The 20,340-nt window shown below is 37.1% G+C and carries 14 protein-coding genes; 6 read left to right on the forward strand and 8 right to left on the reverse strand.

What is annotated here, in order from left to right:
• Positions 1-385 precede the first annotated feature (385 nt).
• Positions 386-1,138, reverse strand: coding sequence for a ceramidase domain-containing protein (locus XM47_RS06020; protein WP_048690744.1), 753 nt, complete (start codon positions 1,136-1,138; stop codon positions 386-388).
• A gap of 437 nt (positions 1,139-1,575) precedes the next feature.
• Complete coding sequence (locus tag XM47_RS06025; RefSeq protein ID WP_048690746.1) at positions 1,576-3,576, reverse strand: VIT and vWA domain-containing protein; 2,001 nt, start codon at positions 3,574-3,576, stop codon at positions 1,576-1,578.
• 382 nt (positions 3,577-3,958) lie between these two features.
• Here XM47_RS06025 and XM47_RS06030 point away from each other — a divergent pair, with 382 nt between their 5' ends.
• The 4 genes from XM47_RS06030 (at position 3,959) to XM47_RS06045 (ending at position 10,490) form a co-directional block, all read left to right on the forward strand.
• Complete coding sequence (locus XM47_RS06030) at positions 3,959-5,077, forward strand: phosphoserine transaminase (protein WP_048690748.1); 1,119 nt, start codon at positions 3,959-3,961, stop codon at positions 5,075-5,077.
• Positions 5,078-5,292: 215 nt separating this feature from the next.
• A complete protein-coding gene (locus XM47_RS06035) occupies positions 5,293-6,462 on the forward strand; it encodes a phosphoglycerate dehydrogenase (RefSeq protein ID WP_048690750.1) in 1,170 nt (389 codons plus the stop codon).
• A gap of 82 nt (positions 6,463-6,544) precedes the next feature.
• Positions 6,545-9,325, forward strand: coding sequence for an XrtA/PEP-CTERM system TPR-repeat protein PrsT (prsT, locus tag XM47_RS06040; protein ID WP_048690752.1), 2,781 nt, complete (start codon positions 6,545-6,547; stop codon positions 9,323-9,325).
• A 58-nt stretch (positions 9,326-9,383) separates the two neighbouring features.
• Positions 9,384-10,490, forward strand: coding sequence for a choice-of-anchor A family protein (locus XM47_RS06045; RefSeq protein ID WP_048690754.1), 1,107 nt, complete (start codon positions 9,384-9,386; stop codon positions 10,488-10,490).
• Between the two features lie 63 nt (positions 10,491-10,553).
• On the opposite strand, the gene tmpT is transcribed toward XM47_RS06045, so the two are convergent.
• The 3 genes from tmpT to mutY are packed head-to-tail and all read right to left on the reverse strand — an operon-like array spanning position 10,554 to position 12,553.
• A complete protein-coding gene (gene tmpT / locus XM47_RS06050) occupies positions 10,554-11,186 on the reverse strand; it encodes a thiopurine S-methyltransferase (protein WP_048690756.1) in 633 nt (210 codons plus the stop codon).
• Positions 11,187-11,212: 26 nt separating this feature from the next.
• Positions 11,213-11,485, reverse strand: a complete 273-nt coding sequence (locus XM47_RS06055; RefSeq protein ID WP_048690757.1) for an oxidative damage protection protein — start codon at positions 11,483-11,485, stop codon at positions 11,213-11,215.
• An 18-nt stretch (positions 11,486-11,503) separates the two neighbouring features.
• Positions 11,504-12,553 carry an A/G-specific adenine glycosylase gene (gene mutY, locus XM47_RS06060; RefSeq protein ID WP_048690759.1) on the reverse strand — a complete coding sequence of 350 codons (1,050 nt, stop codon included), beginning with the start codon at positions 12,551-12,553 and terminating at the stop codon, positions 11,504-11,506.
• Positions 12,554-12,747: 194 nt separating this feature from the next.
• Between mutY and XM47_RS06065 the strand changes: the two genes are divergently transcribed.
• The gene (locus tag XM47_RS06065; protein WP_048690760.1) at positions 12,748-13,062 is read left to right on the forward strand and encodes an SUI1 family translation initiation factor; all 315 of its coding nucleotides are present in this window, start codon (positions 12,748-12,750) and stop codon (positions 13,060-13,062) included.
• A gap of 204 nt (positions 13,063-13,266) precedes the next feature.
• On the opposite strand, the gene XM47_RS06070 is transcribed toward XM47_RS06065, so the two are convergent.
• From XM47_RS06070 to XM47_RS06080, 3 genes are read right to left on the reverse strand one after another with little or no spacing between them, the layout of a single operon-like run.
• Positions 13,267-15,276: a phytase gene (locus XM47_RS06070; RefSeq protein WP_048690762.1), complete on the reverse strand. Its 2,010-nt coding sequence runs from the start codon at positions 15,274-15,276 to the stop codon at positions 13,267-13,269.
• Positions 15,277-15,284: 8 nt separating this feature from the next.
• On the reverse strand, positions 15,285-16,337 hold the full coding sequence (locus XM47_RS06075) for a purple acid phosphatase family protein (RefSeq protein WP_245623426.1): 1,053 nt from the start codon (positions 16,335-16,337) through the stop codon (positions 15,285-15,287).
• Complete coding sequence (locus XM47_RS06080; RefSeq protein ID WP_048690764.1) at positions 16,337-19,051, reverse strand: TonB-dependent receptor; 2,715 nt, start codon at positions 19,049-19,051, stop codon at positions 16,337-16,339. Before XM47_RS06080 ends, XM47_RS06075 begins: the two co-directional genes overlap by 1 nt.
• A 218-nt stretch (positions 19,052-19,269) precedes the next feature.
• Between XM47_RS06080 and XM47_RS06085 the strand changes: the two genes are divergently transcribed.
• The gene (locus XM47_RS06085) at positions 19,270-20,340 is read left to right on the forward strand and encodes a GGDEF domain-containing protein (RefSeq protein WP_245623427.1); all 1,071 of its coding nucleotides are present in this window, start codon (positions 19,270-19,272) and stop codon (positions 20,338-20,340) included.

Below are 20,340 nucleotides of genomic sequence, written 5' to 3' on the forward strand. Positions count from 1 at the left end.
CTACGCTATATAACTTTGATAAAACTATTTTAGCTTAAATTTAAAATAATGTTAATGAGATATTTGTATGCTAAATCTTAATTTATTAGAAATATGACGATATTAACCTTTCCTGCCTCCTAATGATTTAGCCCAGTGAATAGGCTGCTAGCTATTTAGTCTAAGCTTTACTGACTTTAAGTCGGGGTCGTTTGCTAAGTTATTAAATTCATGCGGTTAAATTGCATGGTTATGTAAGGGTATGCTGGCATTAGGGTAGTAAGGTGAGTGTTTAATTAAGTGGTTAGCAGGCTAATAAATATCTGCAGGGTTAACTCGAGAGTCAGCAAGTTGGTATGACCAGCCTGCAAAATGTTGCTAACACAGGCTGAGTCCATTGAGTACTTTAATTATCCTGATAACCTATTACTAAAGGCGCTAAAGCAAGCCCTGAAATAATATGCTTTAAACTGTGACCACTGATTGTTTGATTTAATACATCATAAATTTGCTGATCAAAATGCTCGCATATTTTTGCCAGTATATAGCCAATAATTAGGATGAAAAATGCACGTTGAGTGTTGCCGGATAAGCGAAATAAACTGATTATAATAAATAAGATACCGCCAAATTGAATTAAAGCATATGCGCGTAAATCACCTAAATTATTCAGCTCAGACCAGTACCAATAAAGCACAGATCCTAAGCAAGCGACGAGTAAAGCTAGGCCTAATTTCCATACTGAAGCGATAGGGTTTAAATTTGCAGTATTATTTGCACTATTAAGCTCATAACATACTAGTGTCAGAAGCGCAGCAAAACAGGTAGACATAGCTAATCTGTCCCATAATAAAGTCGCATTACTTGGTGCTAAATGATAATACCCTGAGCCTAAAGCGACTAAAATCAAACTAATAGCTAAACTCATTTTAAGTGTATTTCTAGATGATTTCGGCGCTGAGAATAACTTTATTAAGCCGATTGCACCTATTATAAAATATGGCACATTCGACAATACATTCATGCCATTTGTTAGATTACAAAAGTGCGTTTGATCTGCAAAAGTGTGATAGCTCAGATCTTGCGCAATAGGTGTTATCAAACTAAAGGTGGCTAAGCTAACTAGCAAGCCAAACAAAATTCGTTTATTAAGAGTCAATTTGAATTCCTTTTAGTATTTGGATAAATCTAAAAAATAATAATATCGCGATAAGAATTAAGCTGGTCGCGATTACTGAGCTAGCACTCAACTCAAAACTGAAAATATTCATAGGCTTATTTAATGAGGAGCTGGCGGTTTGTCCAGCTCCTCGTTTTTAACTCATTTATTATTGGTTAATCTAGGGGCTGTTGACGTTTGATGTACAAATTTTGTTCTAACTAAATGCTTTTTTAATCGAGGCGCAGCGTTGAAGGCCTAATGGATTAAGTCAAAACGCTGTAACAAAGAGTAAAACGCATTTAGGACGAACCTGAAAGGCAGCGTTTGTTTGGCATTTCTTCTACGTTATAGCTCATTTGTGTAGCGCACTACACGTCAATCACTATGCCTTGTATAAATACCAAACAAACAGCTGCAAAATTGTACTCAAAAGATCAACAGACCCTAACAAATTTAATAACCCCGAAACACAGCACTAGCAGAATGCTTATACTGCCGCCTCCACTGCCTGAGCCAGAACTATTACTTGTTGTTGCTCTAGCGCCGCCAAAGTTTTGCTCTGAACCTGATATATGATTTGAACTTGGTTGAATGTTTTTCCTGGTTTCTCTTGCTTGGCTCTCCAGCTTAACTCTTTGTGCATTTTTACGCTGAATGCCTAAATCTTCGTATTCAGCTTCAGTGAGCAATAACATAGAGGTGTAGTCTGTTACTAAGCCATACTCTAATGCGATATCTGTGATTGCTTGGGTTGCATCGTCTGTTTTACCAAATCGACGCTGCTTTTCTTCTATATCCAAAATTTGAGCGTAGGCACTTAGTCTTTCTATTTCTGGGTATTGAGTTGATTCACTTGGCAAATCAAACTTTGCTTGATAACGAATAGGTTTACCTGACACTTTGGCCGATACTATTAATTCTACTTGCTCTGCCTTATGATATTGACCAAACAAAGTGAGTTGTTCGCCACGATATAAACTTTGTATTTCTGCTGGATTCAAGTTGATGACTTTGCCACCTTTTATTTTAATCTCTATATCATGCATTGCGGTATGGCTAACCTTACTAGCAGCAAGCATCACCTTACCTACAATATCATCACTATTTGAAATGGTTTGCGCAAAACCATTACTTTGCTTGGCTAAGTGTTCAAGTAGTGGTGCGTTGGCATTGTTGCCCATAATAAAAGTGAATAATCGAATATCTTTTTTATCTAATAAAGCCATTAGCTTGCGCTCACTTTTTTCTCCAACTGTCGCTACGCCATCCGTTACTAATACTATGCCTGAGGTTCTATCTCTATCTATGCCAGATACACTTTCTCTAACCGCTTTATATAAATTTGTACCATCACTTGGAGCGTAATTTTGCATTGCTGCTATAAGTTGCTGCTTACCCTCTGCATCAAGTTGAACATAACCATTGGTGATGTCTTTAGTATTGTTATCGAACATTAGAATACGAACCCGGTTATTGGCAGGCATTTTGTTGATTGCGATTTCTACACCCGCTAGCAGACTATGCCATTTGCCTTGCATAGAGCCAGATTTATCTAAAACAAAAGTCCAATCCGAACCCTGATTGATAGGTTGTAAATCATTGCCTGGGGTTAAGGTCAGCATAAAAGTGCCTTGATTCGCATTTTGGGTTTTATAACTTATTAAGTTTAGTCCTGCAGGAGCATTGTCTGCTAAGCGCCAGTAAGCCAAAATATCTTGATTGAGTGAAAAGCTTTGTCCGCCTTCTACACCTGAATTAGTGAAACTGACTTGCCATTCTTGTTCTGAAATTTGTTGAATATTAGCTTGAGGATGTTTTGGCAATCTGAAACTATCAATTGGATAGCTTGAGTGTAGGTTTAAGTTAAAGCTAAATAACTGAGTTACTTTGTCATTGCGACTCCAAAATGCATTAGCTACTTCATCTGTTCCTCCATTTTCTAGAGCATAGTTAAGCTCAAATATGCCATGGTCTGCTTTTAATTTTTGGATATAAACTAATTTTATCTTGGCATCTTGCTGTGCCAAAACTTGAGTGAGCTTTATTTTAAAATCATAGAACTTATTTTGCTCGACTAAGGCGGCGTTTTTCCCGGCTGCTTTTTGCTTTTGATAAATTTGTTTTGCTTGTTCTTTTTTTACCACTTCAGCTTGGATCTCTTGTCCGTTCAACCACCAAGAAAATTGACCAACTGCAGCGTAATTAGGTACTGGAAATTGATAAATGGCTTCGAGATCTTGCTGGCTTGGGTTAAAAAAGGTTTGTTCAATACTAACGACAGCAAGATTATCAAAAACTTGGATATCAACTTTATGTTCTGTTAGTTCTAGCTCGGGTAGTTGGCTATTTGTTGGCTTAATTAAACCTGCAGCCTGAGCGCTCGAAATAGCGAATAAACTTATTAGGCTTAAAACAGCAATACGGAGTATATTCATTTTGATTTCCTTAATGGATTAAAATTATGAACGTTGTTTTTTATTTATTATGAACAGTGTTTTTAATATTGCAAGTTTATTTTGAACGTTGTTTTATTTTTATTGGGAAGTGAGCTCAAGATGGTAGAAGAAAATAATCTAACCAATGGACACAACTTATATAAGGCGTAATTTTTGATGCCAATAAATCACTATTTGGCGTTAGATATTTTTGCTGTGGGCTGGGCAATAAATATGCACAAATTTGGCAATTAAATTATTAGGTAAAGTATTGAGCATTGTATAGAATTAAGGCACTATAAATTTTATATATGTTACTAAATTGTGAACTTAATCAGGCTAAGTCTGCCGAATAAGCTCCAATATGCCAAAAGGAAAATAAATGAAACCTAGCCTTAAACCAGCCAACCCTAACTTTTCATCTGGCCCTTGTACTAAGCGCCCTGGCTATAATCTAGCTGAATTAGATACTTCAGCTTTAGGTCGCTCACATCGTAGTAGTTTAGGTAAAGAAAAGTTACAACTGGCTATTACTGAAACTGCGCGTTTACTTGAATTACCAGAAGGCTACCGAGTTGGTATAGTTCCGGGATCAGATACAGGTGCTATGGAAATGGCTATGTGGTCTTTATTAGGCCAACGACCGGTTGATGTATTCTCATGGGAATCATTTGGTTCTGGTTGGGCTTCTGATATTGCTAAACAATTAAAATTAGAAGATGCACGTTCATTTACTGCACCTTATGGCCAATTGCCTGATTTCAGTCAAGCTAATCCAGATCACGACATAGTATTTACTTGGAATGGTACAACTTCTGGCGTTAAAGTTAATAATGCAGATTGGATTAGTGATGATCGTCAAGGGCTAACTATTTGTGATGCAACCAGTGCTGTATTTGCAATGCAAATGCCTTGGGAAAAAATTGATGTAGCCACTTTTAGTTGGCAAAAAGTATTAGGTGGTGAAGGCGCTCATGGTGTACTAATTTTAAGCCCGAGAGCAGTTGAAAGACTTGAAACTTACACGCCATCTTGGCCTATGCCTAAAATTTTCTTACTTGCTAAAGGCGGCAAGTTAATTGATGGTATCTTCAAAGGGGCGACAATTAATACACCTTCTATGCTTTGTGTTGAAGATTATTTAGATGCCCTGAATTGGGTTGAAAATATTGGTGGTTTATCTGCAGCAGTTGCGAAAAGTGAAGCTAACTTAAAAGTCTTCACTGATTTTGTTGCACAAAATGATTGGATAGATTTCTTAGCTGAATCAGCTGATATCTGTTCAAACACGAGTGTTTGTTTTCAATTGAAAGCAGATGAAGATCAAGTAAAAGCTATTGTTAAACTACTCGATTCAGAGCAAGTTGCTTACGATATCGGCGCTTACAGAGATGCGCCTGCTGGGTTACGTGTTTGGTGTGGTGCAACAGTTGAAAAATCTGATCTTGAAGCCTTATTGCCTTGGTTAACTTGGGCTTATCAAGAAGTGACAGCAGCTTAATTTAAACTCAATTAAAATTTAATATTAATAGCCTAGCAGCGACCTTCTTAAGCTTGCTAGGCTAATTTGATTCACCTTAAAACTAGTATTCAAGCATATAGTTAAGTAAATAATAATGAAGCATACGGAAATGTGATGAAATAATACCTAAGTGGTATCTGGTATTTGCAGTATTCATCCTTAAGTTAAATTAAAAACAATAAGAGCTAACAAAGATGAAAACCATAAGAACCTACAATAATATTGCCGCTAAAGGCTTAAATAAATTCCCTCAAGACAGTTATCGAGTATCGGCTGATGAAGCAGAACCAGATGCTGTTTTACTCCGTAGTCATAAATTACACACAGAAGCTTTGCCTAAATCTGTATTAGCAGTTGCTAGAGCAGGTGCGGGTGTAAACAATATTCCTGTCACAGATTATACACATCAAGGCATAGTTGTATTCAATACACCGGGGGCAAACGCAAATGCAGTTAAAGAACTTGTGCTTGCAAGCCTTTTGCTTGGCTCTCGTGGTGTCACTCAAAGTATGAACTATGTTAAGTCGCTAGCGGATGTTAATGACCCACATGAACTACATAAAAAAGTAGAAGCGGGTAAAAAGCAATACGGCGGATGCGAATTAGAAGGCAAAACCTTAGGTGTGGTTGGTTTAGGTGCTATTGGCGCTAAAGTGGCTAATTTAGCACTTAGTTTAGGCATGAAGGTTATTGGCTATGATCCTAAATTAAGTGTTGAAGCGGCTTGGCGACTCTCAAGTAATGTAAAAAAAGCGGATAATTTAAATGCGCTCTTATCTCGTTCTGATTATGTCACTTTGCATGTGCCAGTGGTTGAGGCAACAAAAGAGTTTATGAATGACGATGCTTTTGCTGCAATTAAGCAAGGCGCTAAATTGATTAACTTAGCGCGGGGTGAATTAGTTGAAGAAAATGCAGTGTTAGCAGCATTAGAAAGCGGTAAATTAAGTGCATATATTGCAGATTTTCCGAGTCAAAACTTAATTAAAAACGACAATGTTATTCTATTTCCACATTTAGGCGCTAGCACAGTTGAAGCTGAAGAAAATTGCGCTGTGATGGGCGCAGAGCAGCTTATCGACTTTTTAGATAATGGTAACATTACTAATTCAGTGAATTTCCCAGCTGTGAGCATGGAGCGAACCTCTGGTTACCGAATTACTTTTGCCAACGATAATGTACCTAAAGTATTGGGTGTTGTACTTAACTTATTGGCAGATTTAAATATTAATGTATTAGATATGGTCAATAAAAGCCGAGACGACATTGCTTATACTATTTTGGATATAGAGCAACGACCTACTGCTGACTTGATTCAAAAAATCTCGAGTGTTGAGCATGTTTTTCATGTTAGAAGTGTATAACTGACTTAGGGTAAAACTAGCTAAAACACGAAAACAGGTTTAGGTATATAATAAGTCTAATATTTAATTATTAGACTTATATATGCAATTTTTAAAAGCGATTCAGCCCTTTTTATTAGCCTCTTTTATTTCGTTCTCTGTTTATGCTGAGCAAGCTGGCGACAGATATGAAAAAGCATTAAAAGCCTTTCATCAAGGTCAAACAGAAGCGGCTGTTATTCATTTAAAAAGCAGTTTGCAAATTTCGCCTGATTTCACGCCTGCAAGAATTTTACTGGGTAAAATTTATCTGCAACAAGAAGACTGCCTATCTTCAGAAAAAGAGTTACAAAATGCGTTAGATTCTGGTGGTGACTGGAGCCAAATTTTACCTATGCTGGTGGAATGTAAAATCCAACTGAATAAAATTGAACAAGCAGATGAATTATTAATTCAGTACAAATATAAATATCAAAATGATCCCAGTATTCTCACATTAAAATCTAAATTATTATTACAACAAGAAAAATACACACAAGCAGAAAGTCTTTTAAACCAAGTTATACAATATGCCCCCGATTTGTTAGAGGCTAAATTAGTACTAGCTGAAACCTATGAAAAACAGCTGAAACTCGAATCAGCCCAAACAGTTGTGCAGCAAGTTTTAGAGGTTTCCGCGCAAAATGTACCTGCTAATTTGCTATTTGCTCGAATACTAGAGTCTAGCAATCAGTTAACCGAGTCTTTAGCCATTTACGACAAAATTTTAGCCTTCAGTTCAGAAAATGTCTTGGCTCTATTAGGTAAAACTTCTATTTTACAAAAGCTAGGGCGTGGAGAAGAAGCGCTAAATTTAGTCGTTTCGTTAAGAGATAGAATGCCTAATAACCCTTTTGTTAATCTACTCTACGCGACTATTTCAGGTGCTAATTTAGATCAGGGAAGAGAAACCAAAAGTATATTAGCTGATATTAATCATCAGCTGTCTCTAGTTGATAAAGAAAAAGTACCTAGCAGTCAAATCTACTTGTTGACGGGTTATGTGAATTACTTAACCGCTAAATACGACAGTGCTAGAAGGGACTTTCTTAATTATAAGTTAATGAACGAAAATGATGCTCAGATTTATAAAATCTTAGCTGAAACCGAGATAAAACGAAAAGATACAGCTCAAGCCTATCAGTATTATTTAGAATATAACTTTAGAAAACCGAAAGATGAGTTTGGCTTAACTCGACTATTGTCCCTTGCGAGTAAACACGAAACAAAACAAGAGTTTAAATCTAGGCTTGAAAAAGCCTATCAGGCTTTTCCACACAATAACTCGATACGAAACCATCTAGTTGCATTAAATATAGCGGATAACAACCTAACACAAGCTCGTCAGCTGATAGCTCAAAACAGTTCAGTATCTAATAATTTTTTATTAGATTTAGAGCTAGCTAGGTTATTGATTCAACTCAATGAGCTTCCATTAGCTGGCAAAGTCGTATCAAGTTTAATACAGCAAGATGCGTTAAATCCTCATAGCCATCAAACCGCGGCTAACCTTTATTTGAAGGCTGGAAATTTACCAGAGGCCAGAAAATTTTTAGAGCAAGCTTTAGCCATACAAGCTGATTTTTATCCAGCCTTGCTGACTTTAGCGAGTATAGAGTTAAATGCTAAAAATTATGATGAAGTAACGAGTATTTTAGATAAGGTTCAAGGTAACCAAGAAGAGGTTAATGGGTTAAAAGCTTCGTTGGCCATAGCGCAAGGGCAGTATTATAAAGCTATTAATTTACTAGAAGCTAATTATCTAAAAAATAAAGCATTAACCACAGCAAAATCTTTGATAGAGCTTTATTTAAGAACTAATGAGCAAAACAAAGCCGAAGCCCTAATTACAACTATTGTAAAAGAAAATAGACTAGATCCCGATGTACTCGACTTTCAGGTTAGGTTGGCTATTGCTAATAACCAAGTAGATTCAGCAACACGCGCCTTGCGCACTTTATTTGGCTTAAATTATGATAAGGCTCAATTATTAAAAAGATTATTTGTTTTAAATACACAAGCCGGTGATCTTGAAGGTCAGGTTAAGATAATTAATCGACTTGAAAAATTAGATGTAGAAGAAACTGAAATTTTATTTTTAACTGCTCAGTACCAGCTAAATGCAAAACAGTTCAGTAAGGCAGCTAACAGCCTAAAGCAGCTGGTTAGTTTTGCTGGAACGAATGAGTCGATTAGAGAGTTAGAGTTTAACCTTGCTTTTGAGACGCAAGATTATGCGCTAGCTGAAAAAATTATCAGCAATTTATTTTTAACAACGAGAAAAGTCGAACATTTCAAATCTTTAATTGGGACTTTATTAAAACAAGCCAAATATAGTGAAGCGGAAGCGCAATTAAAAGTTTGGATAAATCAATACCCTAAAGACATGACTGCAATTTACTTACTAGCATCTTGTTATAAACAGCAAAATAAACTTAGTCTAACAATAAGTTTACTTGAAAAAGCGAATGAAAGCTTAGAAAGTGCGATTACACACCATAAGCTAGCCTACTTGTATCAAACGGAGTCATTAGAAAAAGCTGTAAAACATGCTGAAAAAGCATATAAGTTACAATCAGAAAGTGTTGCCTTTACAGATACCTATGGCTGGTTTTTAGCGCTTTCTGAGCGGTATTCAGAGGCTTTGCATTACCTTAGATTGGCTCATGCTAAAAATGCTAGCCAACCTGATCTTGTATATCATTTAGCCTATACACTGGATAAATTAAATCGGCACTATGAAGCCTATGAGTTGCTAGATAATGTTTTAAAACGTCAATTTGAATTTAAAAATAAGAGTAATGCAGTAAAACTAAAAGATAAATTAGAACGAGTAATCAGATGAATTGATTTTGTTTAAAAAATAAACTAATATGACCGCGCTTCAATTATGGTGGTCAAAAATGAAATTGAAATTTTTATTAGTTTTAAGTCTATTTTCTATAAATTTACATGCTTGGGAAATAGATCTTGGTGTTGCAAAAGACTACAACATCTTTGTACAGAACGATTTTACACATACAGCATGGAGCGATTCCCAAGGGAAAATAGCTGTAGGTGGTGATGCTAATATCGGCAACCTAGATGTTGCGGTAAATTATAACCCTAATCAAAGCTTACACGGTGTTCAGTTTGTTGAAGCCGGTGCTGGTTATGATGATGTACTCGTTGTCGCTGGAGATGTTTCAGTAAGCCGAGTGGACAATATTAAAGGCAATCTAGTATTAGGTGGCGATTTAATTAAAAGTGGTAGTGTTGTTAATGACCCAAATGCTCTAGTACAAGGCCAAGACCCTGTATTAGGTGAGGTGTTTAATTTTAGCGATAAGCCAATTGATTTTGATGGTGCTTTTGAGCATCTAAACCAGTTATCGGAAGACTTAGCTGCATTATCAAATACAGGCGAAATTATAGCGAAAGGAAATGCTGACTGGACAAGTGAAACTGAGTTTATTTTTACGCCAGATAATGAGCTCGTTAATGACGCTGGTGTTTTAGTTGTGAGTATTTCAGGCGAAAACCTGAAAAAGGCAACTGATTTTTATTCGACTAATTTAGATCCTAGTACACCTATAGTTGTTAATGTAAGTGGCACAGATGTGCATTTAGACTGGGTCACTTATTATGATGATCTGGCACAAAATTATTCGGGTGAATTCGCTTATGTGGGTGGCCAAAAGAATATGCCGAGTAACATTATCTATAATTTTTATGAAGCAGAAGAAGTTACGATAGACCATTCTGGTTTTTATGGACACATTTTAGCGCCTAAGGCTGATTTTGAAATTTTAGGTGGCGACTTAAGTGGCCAAGTTATTGCTAAAAGTTGGCAAAGTAGTGGTGGGCAATTCAATTTATGGAATGGTTTATACCCTTCAGGTGAGTCGCCAGAGACCCCTGCTGTATCTGAACCAGCTATGCTAGTGTTGTTTGCTTTTGCATTGTTTTTAGCGCTTAGAAAGCGGCGTGAGAAAAGCCAAATACAGAGCCCTATTGTTTCATATGCATAATAGTATCATGCGCATAAGCACTAAAAATTAAAAAACGGGAAGCTTAGCTTCCCGTTTCGTTATCTAGCTTAGCAGCCAGATAGATTCGTTAGCGGCTAGTTTGCCTTTAAGTCCGCCTTCTACCTTTATACTTTCTAATAAATTTAATTGATAGCTTTTGGCGTAGTAGGCCGAGATATCTTCTGCATGTATTGCAAAGGGTGGTCCCTGCATTTCCGCTTGTTGATACTCAACACAAATAATGAGTTGTTTTACTTTATTTGTCAGCTGCATTATTTGCTGTGTATATTTAATTCGCATCTCTATAGGTAATGCGATTAAAGCCGCCCTGTCATAAACAGCATCTATTTTTCCGATCAGCTCTGAGCTTAGGTTAAAAAAATCGCCTTGGAAAACAGATAACTGCTTAGCTTTATAGAGATTAAGCTCGTCTAGCTGAGTGATTTGAGCGGTTACATTTAGCTCTGAAAATAAGGCTTCAACAGCTGTCTTATTTAGCTCTACAGCAACAACATTTAACCCTTGCGCTAATAGCCAAGCAATATCTTTAGTCTTGCCACACAAAGGTACAAAAATAGTTTGTCCTTTAGTAAGCGCTAGGCTATCGAAATGTTTGAGTAATAGAGGATTAGCTTGATCAAGATGAAAGCCTATTTCCCCTTTATCCCATTTTGAATGCCAAAAACTAGCTTGCATATTTATCCTTTAACTTATTACTAAGGCTAGGCTTTTGGTGGCTGGTAGCCCTCAATTTCAACATCTTTACCTTCAAACAAAAAATCAACCATAGCGGCTTCTAAAAATTTTCTATCATCTGGATTCATCATGTTCATCTTTTTTTCATTGATTAGCATGGTTTGTTTTTTTTGCCATTCAGCCCAAGCTTGTTTAGAGATATTATCGTAAATGCGTTTACCTAGTTCACCAGGGTAAAGTTGAAAATCTAAGCCATCGGCGTCTTGTTTTAAATGTTGGCAAAATACTGTTCGTGACATAATTAACTCGCTTATTGACTATAATTGTTCTGAAATTAAATTAAGAATTTTTTGGGTTGGTACAGACATACCAAATTCTGCATCTGATTTTAACTGAAACCAGACTTCAGAGGTATCTCGAATTGAAGATATTACTTGCTTTACTTCAATTTCAATTGGCGTGACATCTAAATGAAAATGTGTGAATGTGTGTCTAAACTCAGGTTTTTCGATTACCTTGCTCACTTTTACTGAGAAAAGCTGTTCAATTTCTGCCTCATTCAGCTTTCTATCTGATTCAGGTAGTGTATATAAACCGCCCCATATACCTGAGCTTGGTCGTTTAGCTAATAACACTGATTGTTTATAATTTAGCGCCAGCATGTAGGTTTGCTTGACCGGTTTATCTTTTTTAGGCTTAGAAATGGGTAGCTGCTTGGTTAGCTCTTTTTTGTATGCTTGGCATGAATTGACTAAAGGACACAAACTACATTTTGGTTTACTTCTGCTACAAATACCTGCGCCTAAATCCATCATAGCTTGATTAAAATATTCAATGTCTTGTGCCGGCGTAACTTGCTCGCTTAATTGCCAAAGTTTATCTTGTGTCTTTTTTTCACCTGACCAAGTTTGAATTGCAAAATAACGGCATAAAACACGCTTAACATTACCATCTAAAATAGGATACGCTTGTTTTAAAGTAAGTGATAAAATTGCCCCTGCGGTTGAACGGCCAATACCGGGCAAAGCTAAAACCTGATCAAAATTTTCAGGAAATCCCTTATGTTCCGAAATCATAGTTTTAGCGGCTTTCAACAGGTTTCTTGCTCTGGCGTAATAGCCTAAACCAGTCCAAAGCTGTAGCACCTCATCTTCTTCAGCTTTAGCTAGCGCTTCTAGCGTTGGAAAACGAGTCGTGAAGCGTTCAAAATAAGGGATTACTGTGGTTACTTGAGTTTGTTGCAACATAACTTCGCTGAGCCATGTTGTGTATAGCGTTTTATTTTGCTGCCAAGGTAAATGTTTGCGCCCGTGCTGGTGATACCAAGCGATAACTTGATCGCCAAATTCTGTCTTGTTAGCTAGCATGAATACCTTATTTTTTGTTAAACCTTACTTTCATTTTATGTGTATCTGATAATTAAGGTTTGAATTTTGCTCGCTATTTTGCCAACATCACACTCAATTTAACAGTCCCAATTAAATTGATTTAGCTCTATATAGTCGTTTAAGGATTGTTTTCTAGTTGTTTTATATATGGGTTCGATTAAGAGTATTAAAATATGTCATTAGTTTATAGTACAGACGGCGGCAGAATTAAGCCTGAAGAGACCAAAGAAGAGGCTCAAACATTTAGTGACGGCTTTATTCGGGTTAGACGAGAAGTCGCAGGCCGTAAGGGAAAAGGCGTTATTACGATTGCTGGATTGCCTTTAGTTGGCGCCGAACTCAAAAAAATCGCGCAAGTTTTAAAGAAAAAATGTGGAACGGGTGGTTCAGTTAAAGATGGCATCATTGAAATTCAGGGCGATAAGCGAGATTTAATTAAAGCTGAATTAGAAAAGCTAGGCTATAAAGTAAAATTTGCTGGTGGCTAACCTTTTCTGTAATTAACCTGAGCTCGGGATAAGAATTTAGCTAATGCTATCCAAAGCTCAGGTTAATTAGGTTTAATGATTTAAACAAGATAAGAAAGGGTGTGTTTATGGTATTACATGAATCGTATTACTTTTGCTTTGTTTAATTCAATTTGTCTTTTAGCTCAAATTGAATTAAACAAAGATAAACACGCCCGATCTGATTTAATTGTTTGAAATTAATGGTGCGATTGATTGCCAAGGCACAAGTTTAAAGTTCTGTGGTTGGCTTGGCATCACATTGCGACCATCTTGAACAACGAGTAAGCCTTGACTAAACTCACCGCCCAAATTTGCACTCGTCACGTCTAAACCATCGGTTTCAGAAGCGCCATCTATCCCTTTAAGTAAATTAGCGCCAATTTTAAATTGAGCTTGAACTTGATATGGTGCTTGGGTTGAAATAAGTAAATAACTATCATTACCTTGGCTAGAAGCCACTAGGTAAGAGTTGTCTTTGCCGTGATAAATAGCTAAGCCTTCAACATCATCAAATAATGTTTTATTGTCGACTTCGTATATTAACTCTGGAATAGCCGTTAAATCAGGCTCTGCCGTTATTTTCCATATTCCCTTATCTTCCTCTCCAACATACAAAGTTGCACTCGTCGCATCCGCAACACAGCCTTCTGGTTGCGTTTCTAACTTGAACACTCTAACCAATTTACCGCTAGGTTTCGCGTTTGAAAAATCAATTTGGTACTGTTGGTAATGCCCACTTTCATCATTGATAAATACATAGTGAATACCTGTTTTTTGCGACTGGTAATTACACAAGCCATAAACATCAGGTAGGCTGGTTTTTATTTCTCCCCAGTCTGAAACTAAACCTTGGCTAGAAATTTTATACAAAGTGATACTGTTATTTGTTCTGTTACTGGCAGCTGCAAAGTCAAAAGTACCCGAAAGTGTTTTGGCTTGGTAGCTCACATCTATATTATTGATTCTACCCGTTGCTATCGTTTGTTGGGTTTTTCCTGCGAGGTCAAAAACATATAAACCAAATGTTTTATCTGTGCTGAGTATCAAACTTTGCTCTGGCGTTACTTTATTTACCCAGATTGCAGGGTCATCAGCTGCATCGCCAAAACGGCTTACTGTATCGGTTTCAATGCTAGGTTGAATAGATTTAATTGAGCTGTTATTTGGGATCTGTGATGAAATTGGACGCGCAATTTGAGTTGTAAAATAACTGTCTGTGTTGTCATCAAAGAAGCTAACTTCAATTTGTTTAGTTGATGTTGAAGTTGATATTGATATTGAAGTGCTCGCACTTAAGCTTTCAATTGTCTGTTCCAGTTGATAAACCACAGGCTGAACTTGGAATTTACTATCAACAACTGCATAGTGTTGGATTTGTTTGGATTCTGGCAAGGCCAAAATAATACTGCCATCAAGCAGTAAGCTAACGTCTTTTATTTCCCCCTCAATAAAGCCAAAGGGTTTAGTTAGCGCAATTGGTTGACGGTTCAAATCTTTTTCAGGGTCAACTTGGTATTGCCATACACCTACGGTTTCTTCCACTATATAGAGTAATCCCGCTTGGTCGTTGACCACGCAAGCTTCACTAGCTGGTGGTGCCGAAAATGAGCGAATCAATTTATTGGTATAAGTTTGCTTGCTCGCTAAATAAACAAGTCTTTGTTCTACTCGGTTATCTACTGTCAGTATAAAACTGAATATATCACCTTGATTTGGATCTTGGTAAAGGCAAATATTTTGCGCAACCGTGCCTTCAAGCTGCAAACTATTCTTAGCGATTAAACTCTGTTTTGAGCTCAGTTCAAATAATTCAATTTGTCCTAGCTCTTTATTTAAGCTAATCACCAAGCTTTCACTTGGCGTGATCGTTCGAGTATCTAAACCTTCATAGTTACCACCTGTTTGCTGCAATATTTTTCCTGTTTGGTCAAATAACATGACCCCATAATTTTCGCTGTTTGCAAGCCAGAGATTTGGCTGCTGGCGAACAGGTACCGCTTTGTGACCATTTAGCTTTTCTAATGACAGCAAAGGCTTAGCGTCTAGCTGTATTGCAGTTAATACTGATTTTTGATTGTTATCATTAAGATTACAACTGATTAAACAAACTAGACAGAATTTAAGCATTAGATACTTACCAATAATTACCAGCTTCTGTGTGTTTAATTTTTTATTTAATTTGATTTTATTCATTGACTACTCTATTTATTTTGCGCTGTAAGCTCTGTTTTATAAATTACTTGGCCTTGGGCATTTACCATTTGCACGAGCAATTTTTGGCTATTAACTGAAACAGCCATCACACCAGATTCGGCTTTAGCGAAGCGCGTAAAACTACGATTTTTGACGGGTCTTGTGGTGGCCCCTGCACCTGAAATAAAATGGTGGAGCTGTTTACCTTTAACTTTATTGTGCTGCAGATCATGTTCATGCCCAGCAATGTATGCATCAACTTGGTGTGCTTCTAGTCTATCTTCTAAGGTTTGTCGGATTGATTCCGTCTTGCCAAAGCGTTTACCACTTGAATACATAGGGTGGTGGCCAACAACTAGTTTCCATTTTGCGTGACTGCTAGATAGCTGCTGTTCCATCCAATTTAATTGTTCTTCTGCATTTTGAGAACGCACTGAAATATATTTATCATTAGTTTGATAATCTGCTTCAAACGGACTTGTATCTAAAAAAACAATTAATATTTGGTTATTGTTTGATGCAATATCACCTTGGTTTTCTAGCTTGAAAGTTTTGCTGTAATAGCGCTCGGGTAAATTCCACCTTTGACTAATTTTAGTGTATGCAATTTGTGCTAGCACTGACCCTCTGTAATCATGGTTACCTAAAGTCAGATACCAAGGTTCAAATAAATTAGGGCCAGAATAAACTTGTTCAAACGAAGTCTGCAAATATGGATCATTGACACTTGAAATACCATTAGGATAAAAATTATCACCTGTCGATATTATAAAATCGCCATCAAGCCAATACATTAGATTGTCCATTTGATTCGCAACAGCCTGCTGCTGATAATGACCATTGCGTCCCCAATCACCAATCACGACAAAATTAATTGAGTCATCCAGCTGTTGCAAATTCGCAATCGTGTTTTGTTGATACCAAGCTTCTGTTCTGATTGGGGTTGTAGCCAACACCAAATTATTGATCAGCAAACTACAAGCTAACAAACTTATCTGCGTAACTAGCTGCGCAAAACGCAGCCTAGTTTGTTGATTAAAACGAGTAAAAATATTCATCATTAGAATGAGTTCCAGCTGAAGCCAAGCTCAAAGGTTCGGCCGTATACTTCGTACTGAGCATTGTTAATTTTGCTGTCGAAGTAGTGGTACATAGGCTCATCATTTAAGTTGATCGCGTTAAAATAAACATGAGTTCTTTGATTAATAAAGTACTTAGCGGTGAAGTCATATTGGGTATGACTATCTTCAAAACGAATCATATCACCATCGATTTCTTCTTGATTTCCGCTTTTGTAAACACTGGTTAGGCGCAAGCTAATATCGTCCGTTTCATAACCTATCATTAAGTTTGCAGTGGTATCTGATTGGTTTGGTAAGCTAGTTACAAAACGTTCTTCATCTAAAAGGGTTACAGCTTCAGAATCTGTCAACGTAGCGTTAGCAGACATAATCAAACCATTATCAAAGCTTTTCACCCAAGATAACTCAACCCCATTTAATGTCGCTTGCTCACCATTTATCGGTTGATATACATCATCATAACCATCCCATTCTGGTGTGTTTGCTACATTGGCAATAATCACAAAATTGCTAATTTTTTTATGGAAATAGCCAATTGACATCACACCAATATGACCCGGGTAATATTCGAGCGACAAATCAAAATTGTCTGAAAAATAAGGTTTAAGTTCAGGGTTTCCTACTTCAGCTTCCCTTTCTGTTTCAAAAGTGTTTGAGTCATCATCAAACTCTGTTTTTGATTCGATTACTTGCACAGCGGCAACATCACCAAAGTTTGGCCGAGCAAGGGTTTGACTATAAGCTGCGCGGGCTATTAGTTTTGTTGTTAATTCGTAGCGAGCATTAATACTTGGTAACCATTTGGCATAACTTCGATCTGATATCCAAGGCGTGTTTACAACTTCTTCATTGTCATTTTCTTCGTCTTCAATCAGTTCGACTCTTGCGCCTGTGGTTGCAAAGTCGGTTTTTTCATATCGCACACCAGCAACAAGCGTTAGCTTATCTAGGTTTATTTCTGTCATTATGTATGCGGCAAAAATATCTTCAGAAATGTCAAAGCTACTGCCTTCCGATTCAACTCTTGAATTGAGTTGATTCAGCTCTAAATTAGTTGAGTGAGTGCGGTATAGGTTTTCTAGGTAAGCTTTATCTAGCGCCGGACCAAACTGACCTAAACTCCACTCTAGATGCGGGTTTTTAGCTGAAACAAAATCTATATTGTCAAAACCATCATCATAAATATTGATATGGGCATAGGTTTGTTTTTCTCTTTGACGGTACTTTGCACCAAACTTTAACTGAGCCTGTACGCTATCAAACTCTAATGATTTGGTTAAATCAAGTTTCAAGCTAGTTTCTTTATCTTGGCTATGATCCGACTCATTCGATATTTCATCCAACTCATAATTTGATAAATCTTGCACTGCTTCTGATTGATTCACTTTTGGTATTGGGCCTTGCATATCGGTAGATATATCAAGTTCTTCTGCCACTAGTGTGTAATACAATGCATTTGGATTATCTTCGGTCGATTTTGAATAACCAAGCTGCCAATCAATTTTCCAGCTATCTACTATATGCTCAGCGCCAGCTGTCATAGATAAAATCGTTTGAGTTTCTTTGCGTGATTTAGTCCCAGATTCTATTTCTGTTTCGTCATCAAACACAAAAGTATTGGCGAGTCTGAACTCTTCATCTGAAAATTCGCTATATAAACTTCTTAAAAAATACTGGTTATTAAAATCAGCTCTATAGTCTAGATTAACGGCTGCACCTAAACGCTCACGGGTAATATTGTAATGCCTATGTTCTACCTCATCATCGCCATTAGACTCGACATTGTCGGAACCAAATTTACGTTTAGACCAAGACACAGCAGTAGCGATTGCAAGTTCATCAGCTCCCACTTGATATACGTCAGTAAAGCTTAAACCAAGTTTAGGGCTTAACTCATCTCTCAGTTGGTTCTGTGAAACCTGAGCATTAAAACTAATACTTTGCTCTGCACGATCAAAACCACTTAAGCTTTTAACCTCAATTGAACCACCAATTGCATCACCATCCATATCAGGTGTTACCGACTTAGAAACTTCTAAGGAGCCGATAAGCTGTGACGGAATAACGTCAAGTGCAACTGAGCGAACACCGCCTTCTGGAGAGGGCAGGTTTAAACCATTAATCGTGACATTATTTAAGTTGGGATCGATACCTCGAATACCGACAAATCGTCCCTCACCTTGATCTCGTTCAATCGACATACCCGGCAATCTTTGTAATGCTTCTGATGCATTTTGATCTGGAAACTGGCCAATGGAATCCGCGGAAACAATAGATTTAATACTTTTTGAGTTCTTTTGGCCGTTAATTGCGCCCGCTTGCCCAGCTCTTTGCCCACGTACAATTAAATTCTCAATTTCTTGCTCGGCTTCTAGCATAACTTCTTGGTGAATAACCCCTTCTTCGGACACTTCAACTTGACTGGTATAAGGCTTAGCGCCTATATAGTTTATTTCAAGTGTGTAAGTACCCGCTTTCAAGTTATCGAACCGAAAGCTGCCATCTCTTTTACTAACAGTAGTTAAACCAAGCTCTTTAATTTTAACATTTGCACCCGTTATCAGTTGGTTTGCGGCAGGTGCCTTAATTTCACCTTGCAATGTAGCAGCAGTTGCTTGTGCTTGAACGAACATAGTTAAACTAGAAGCTAATGCAATTACACTCGGTTTTAAGTTTATTTTTTTGCCTTTCATATAGCCAATTTCCTTTGTTCTTGAGTTTAAAAAATATATTAAGTGCTATTCCCAGACGGTTAACCTTGCTATGGGCTAGCTTCATTTATGCTGCGGATTAAACGTGAGTTGAGATTTTTTTCTATTAATCTTTTATTAAAACTGTTTGTTTTTTAGTCAAGTCTAATTACAGGTCATTAAATAAAATAGATTTTGAGCTAAATTGACATGCCAATTAAATGTCTTATTTTCAATTTGTTATGGGTTTTAATTACAATGCTGCTGGCGTTTTATTTTGTATCAAGTGGTTTAAGGTCAGTTGGCTGAGCCAATTTGACCCTTTGCGTTTATTTTCCTTTCAATTAGCATGTAGCGGCTCATTACTCTCTAGATCGGATACAGACGCAATGAATTTTTCTTTTATCAAGCGCCAACTAAAATTGGTGCTCCTAGTGGCAACTTTATTGCTGATAACACTCGTTAGTGCATTTTATAATGGTGAATTTAAGCCTGCTGACGCTATCGATTGGCTAGATGTTTTAGGTGAAGGCGGCATGACGTTAATGACGGGTGTTTGGATTTTCTTTATTCTTGCGAGTCGACCGCAAGGTAGAGTAACCAACTTACTAACCCTTGGCTTAACTTGCTTTTTGATCTCTTGTAGCTTGGATTTACTAGATGAATTTATAACCTACCCTGATGAACACTTCTGGCTATATTTACTTGAGTCAATTCCTGCATTAATTGGCATGGTAATGATGACTTGGGCACTGTATCAATGGCATCAAGAACAATTAAAGCTAACTGAACAATTAAATCGTCGTGAGGCATTAATTAGAGAGCACACGCAAATAGACATTACAACTCAACTATATAGCGCCGACTATATGCGTGAACAATTAGATTTAATCGCTCAATCACAGCAAGACTGCACGCTTGCTATGTTTGATATAGATGATTTTGCTAAATTTAATCGACAATTTAGCCTAGCGGATGGTGATAGATTGCTGCGAGAAGTTGCTGATATTATTGTTATGAATCTACGCCAGAGCGACCTTGCTTGTCGCTATGCAGGAGACAGGTTCATTGTTTTATTCAATCAAATTAGCTTGTTAAATGCTCAATTAATTGTGGAGCAAATTTGCACTGCGATTCAACATTTAGCCTTTAAACCCAATCAAACGGGCACTGCAGAGTTCCACACTGTCTCCGCGGGTTTAATTGAATCCAAAAAACGGGATTCCGCAGCAGATCTAATTAGGAGAGTAAATCTAGATTTAGAGAATAAACGCGCAATAAGAGTTAATTAA

This window comes from Catenovulum maritimum, assembly GCF_001050375.1.
Lineage (GTDB): Bacteria > Pseudomonadota > Gammaproteobacteria > Enterobacterales > Alteromonadaceae > Catenovulum > Catenovulum maritimum.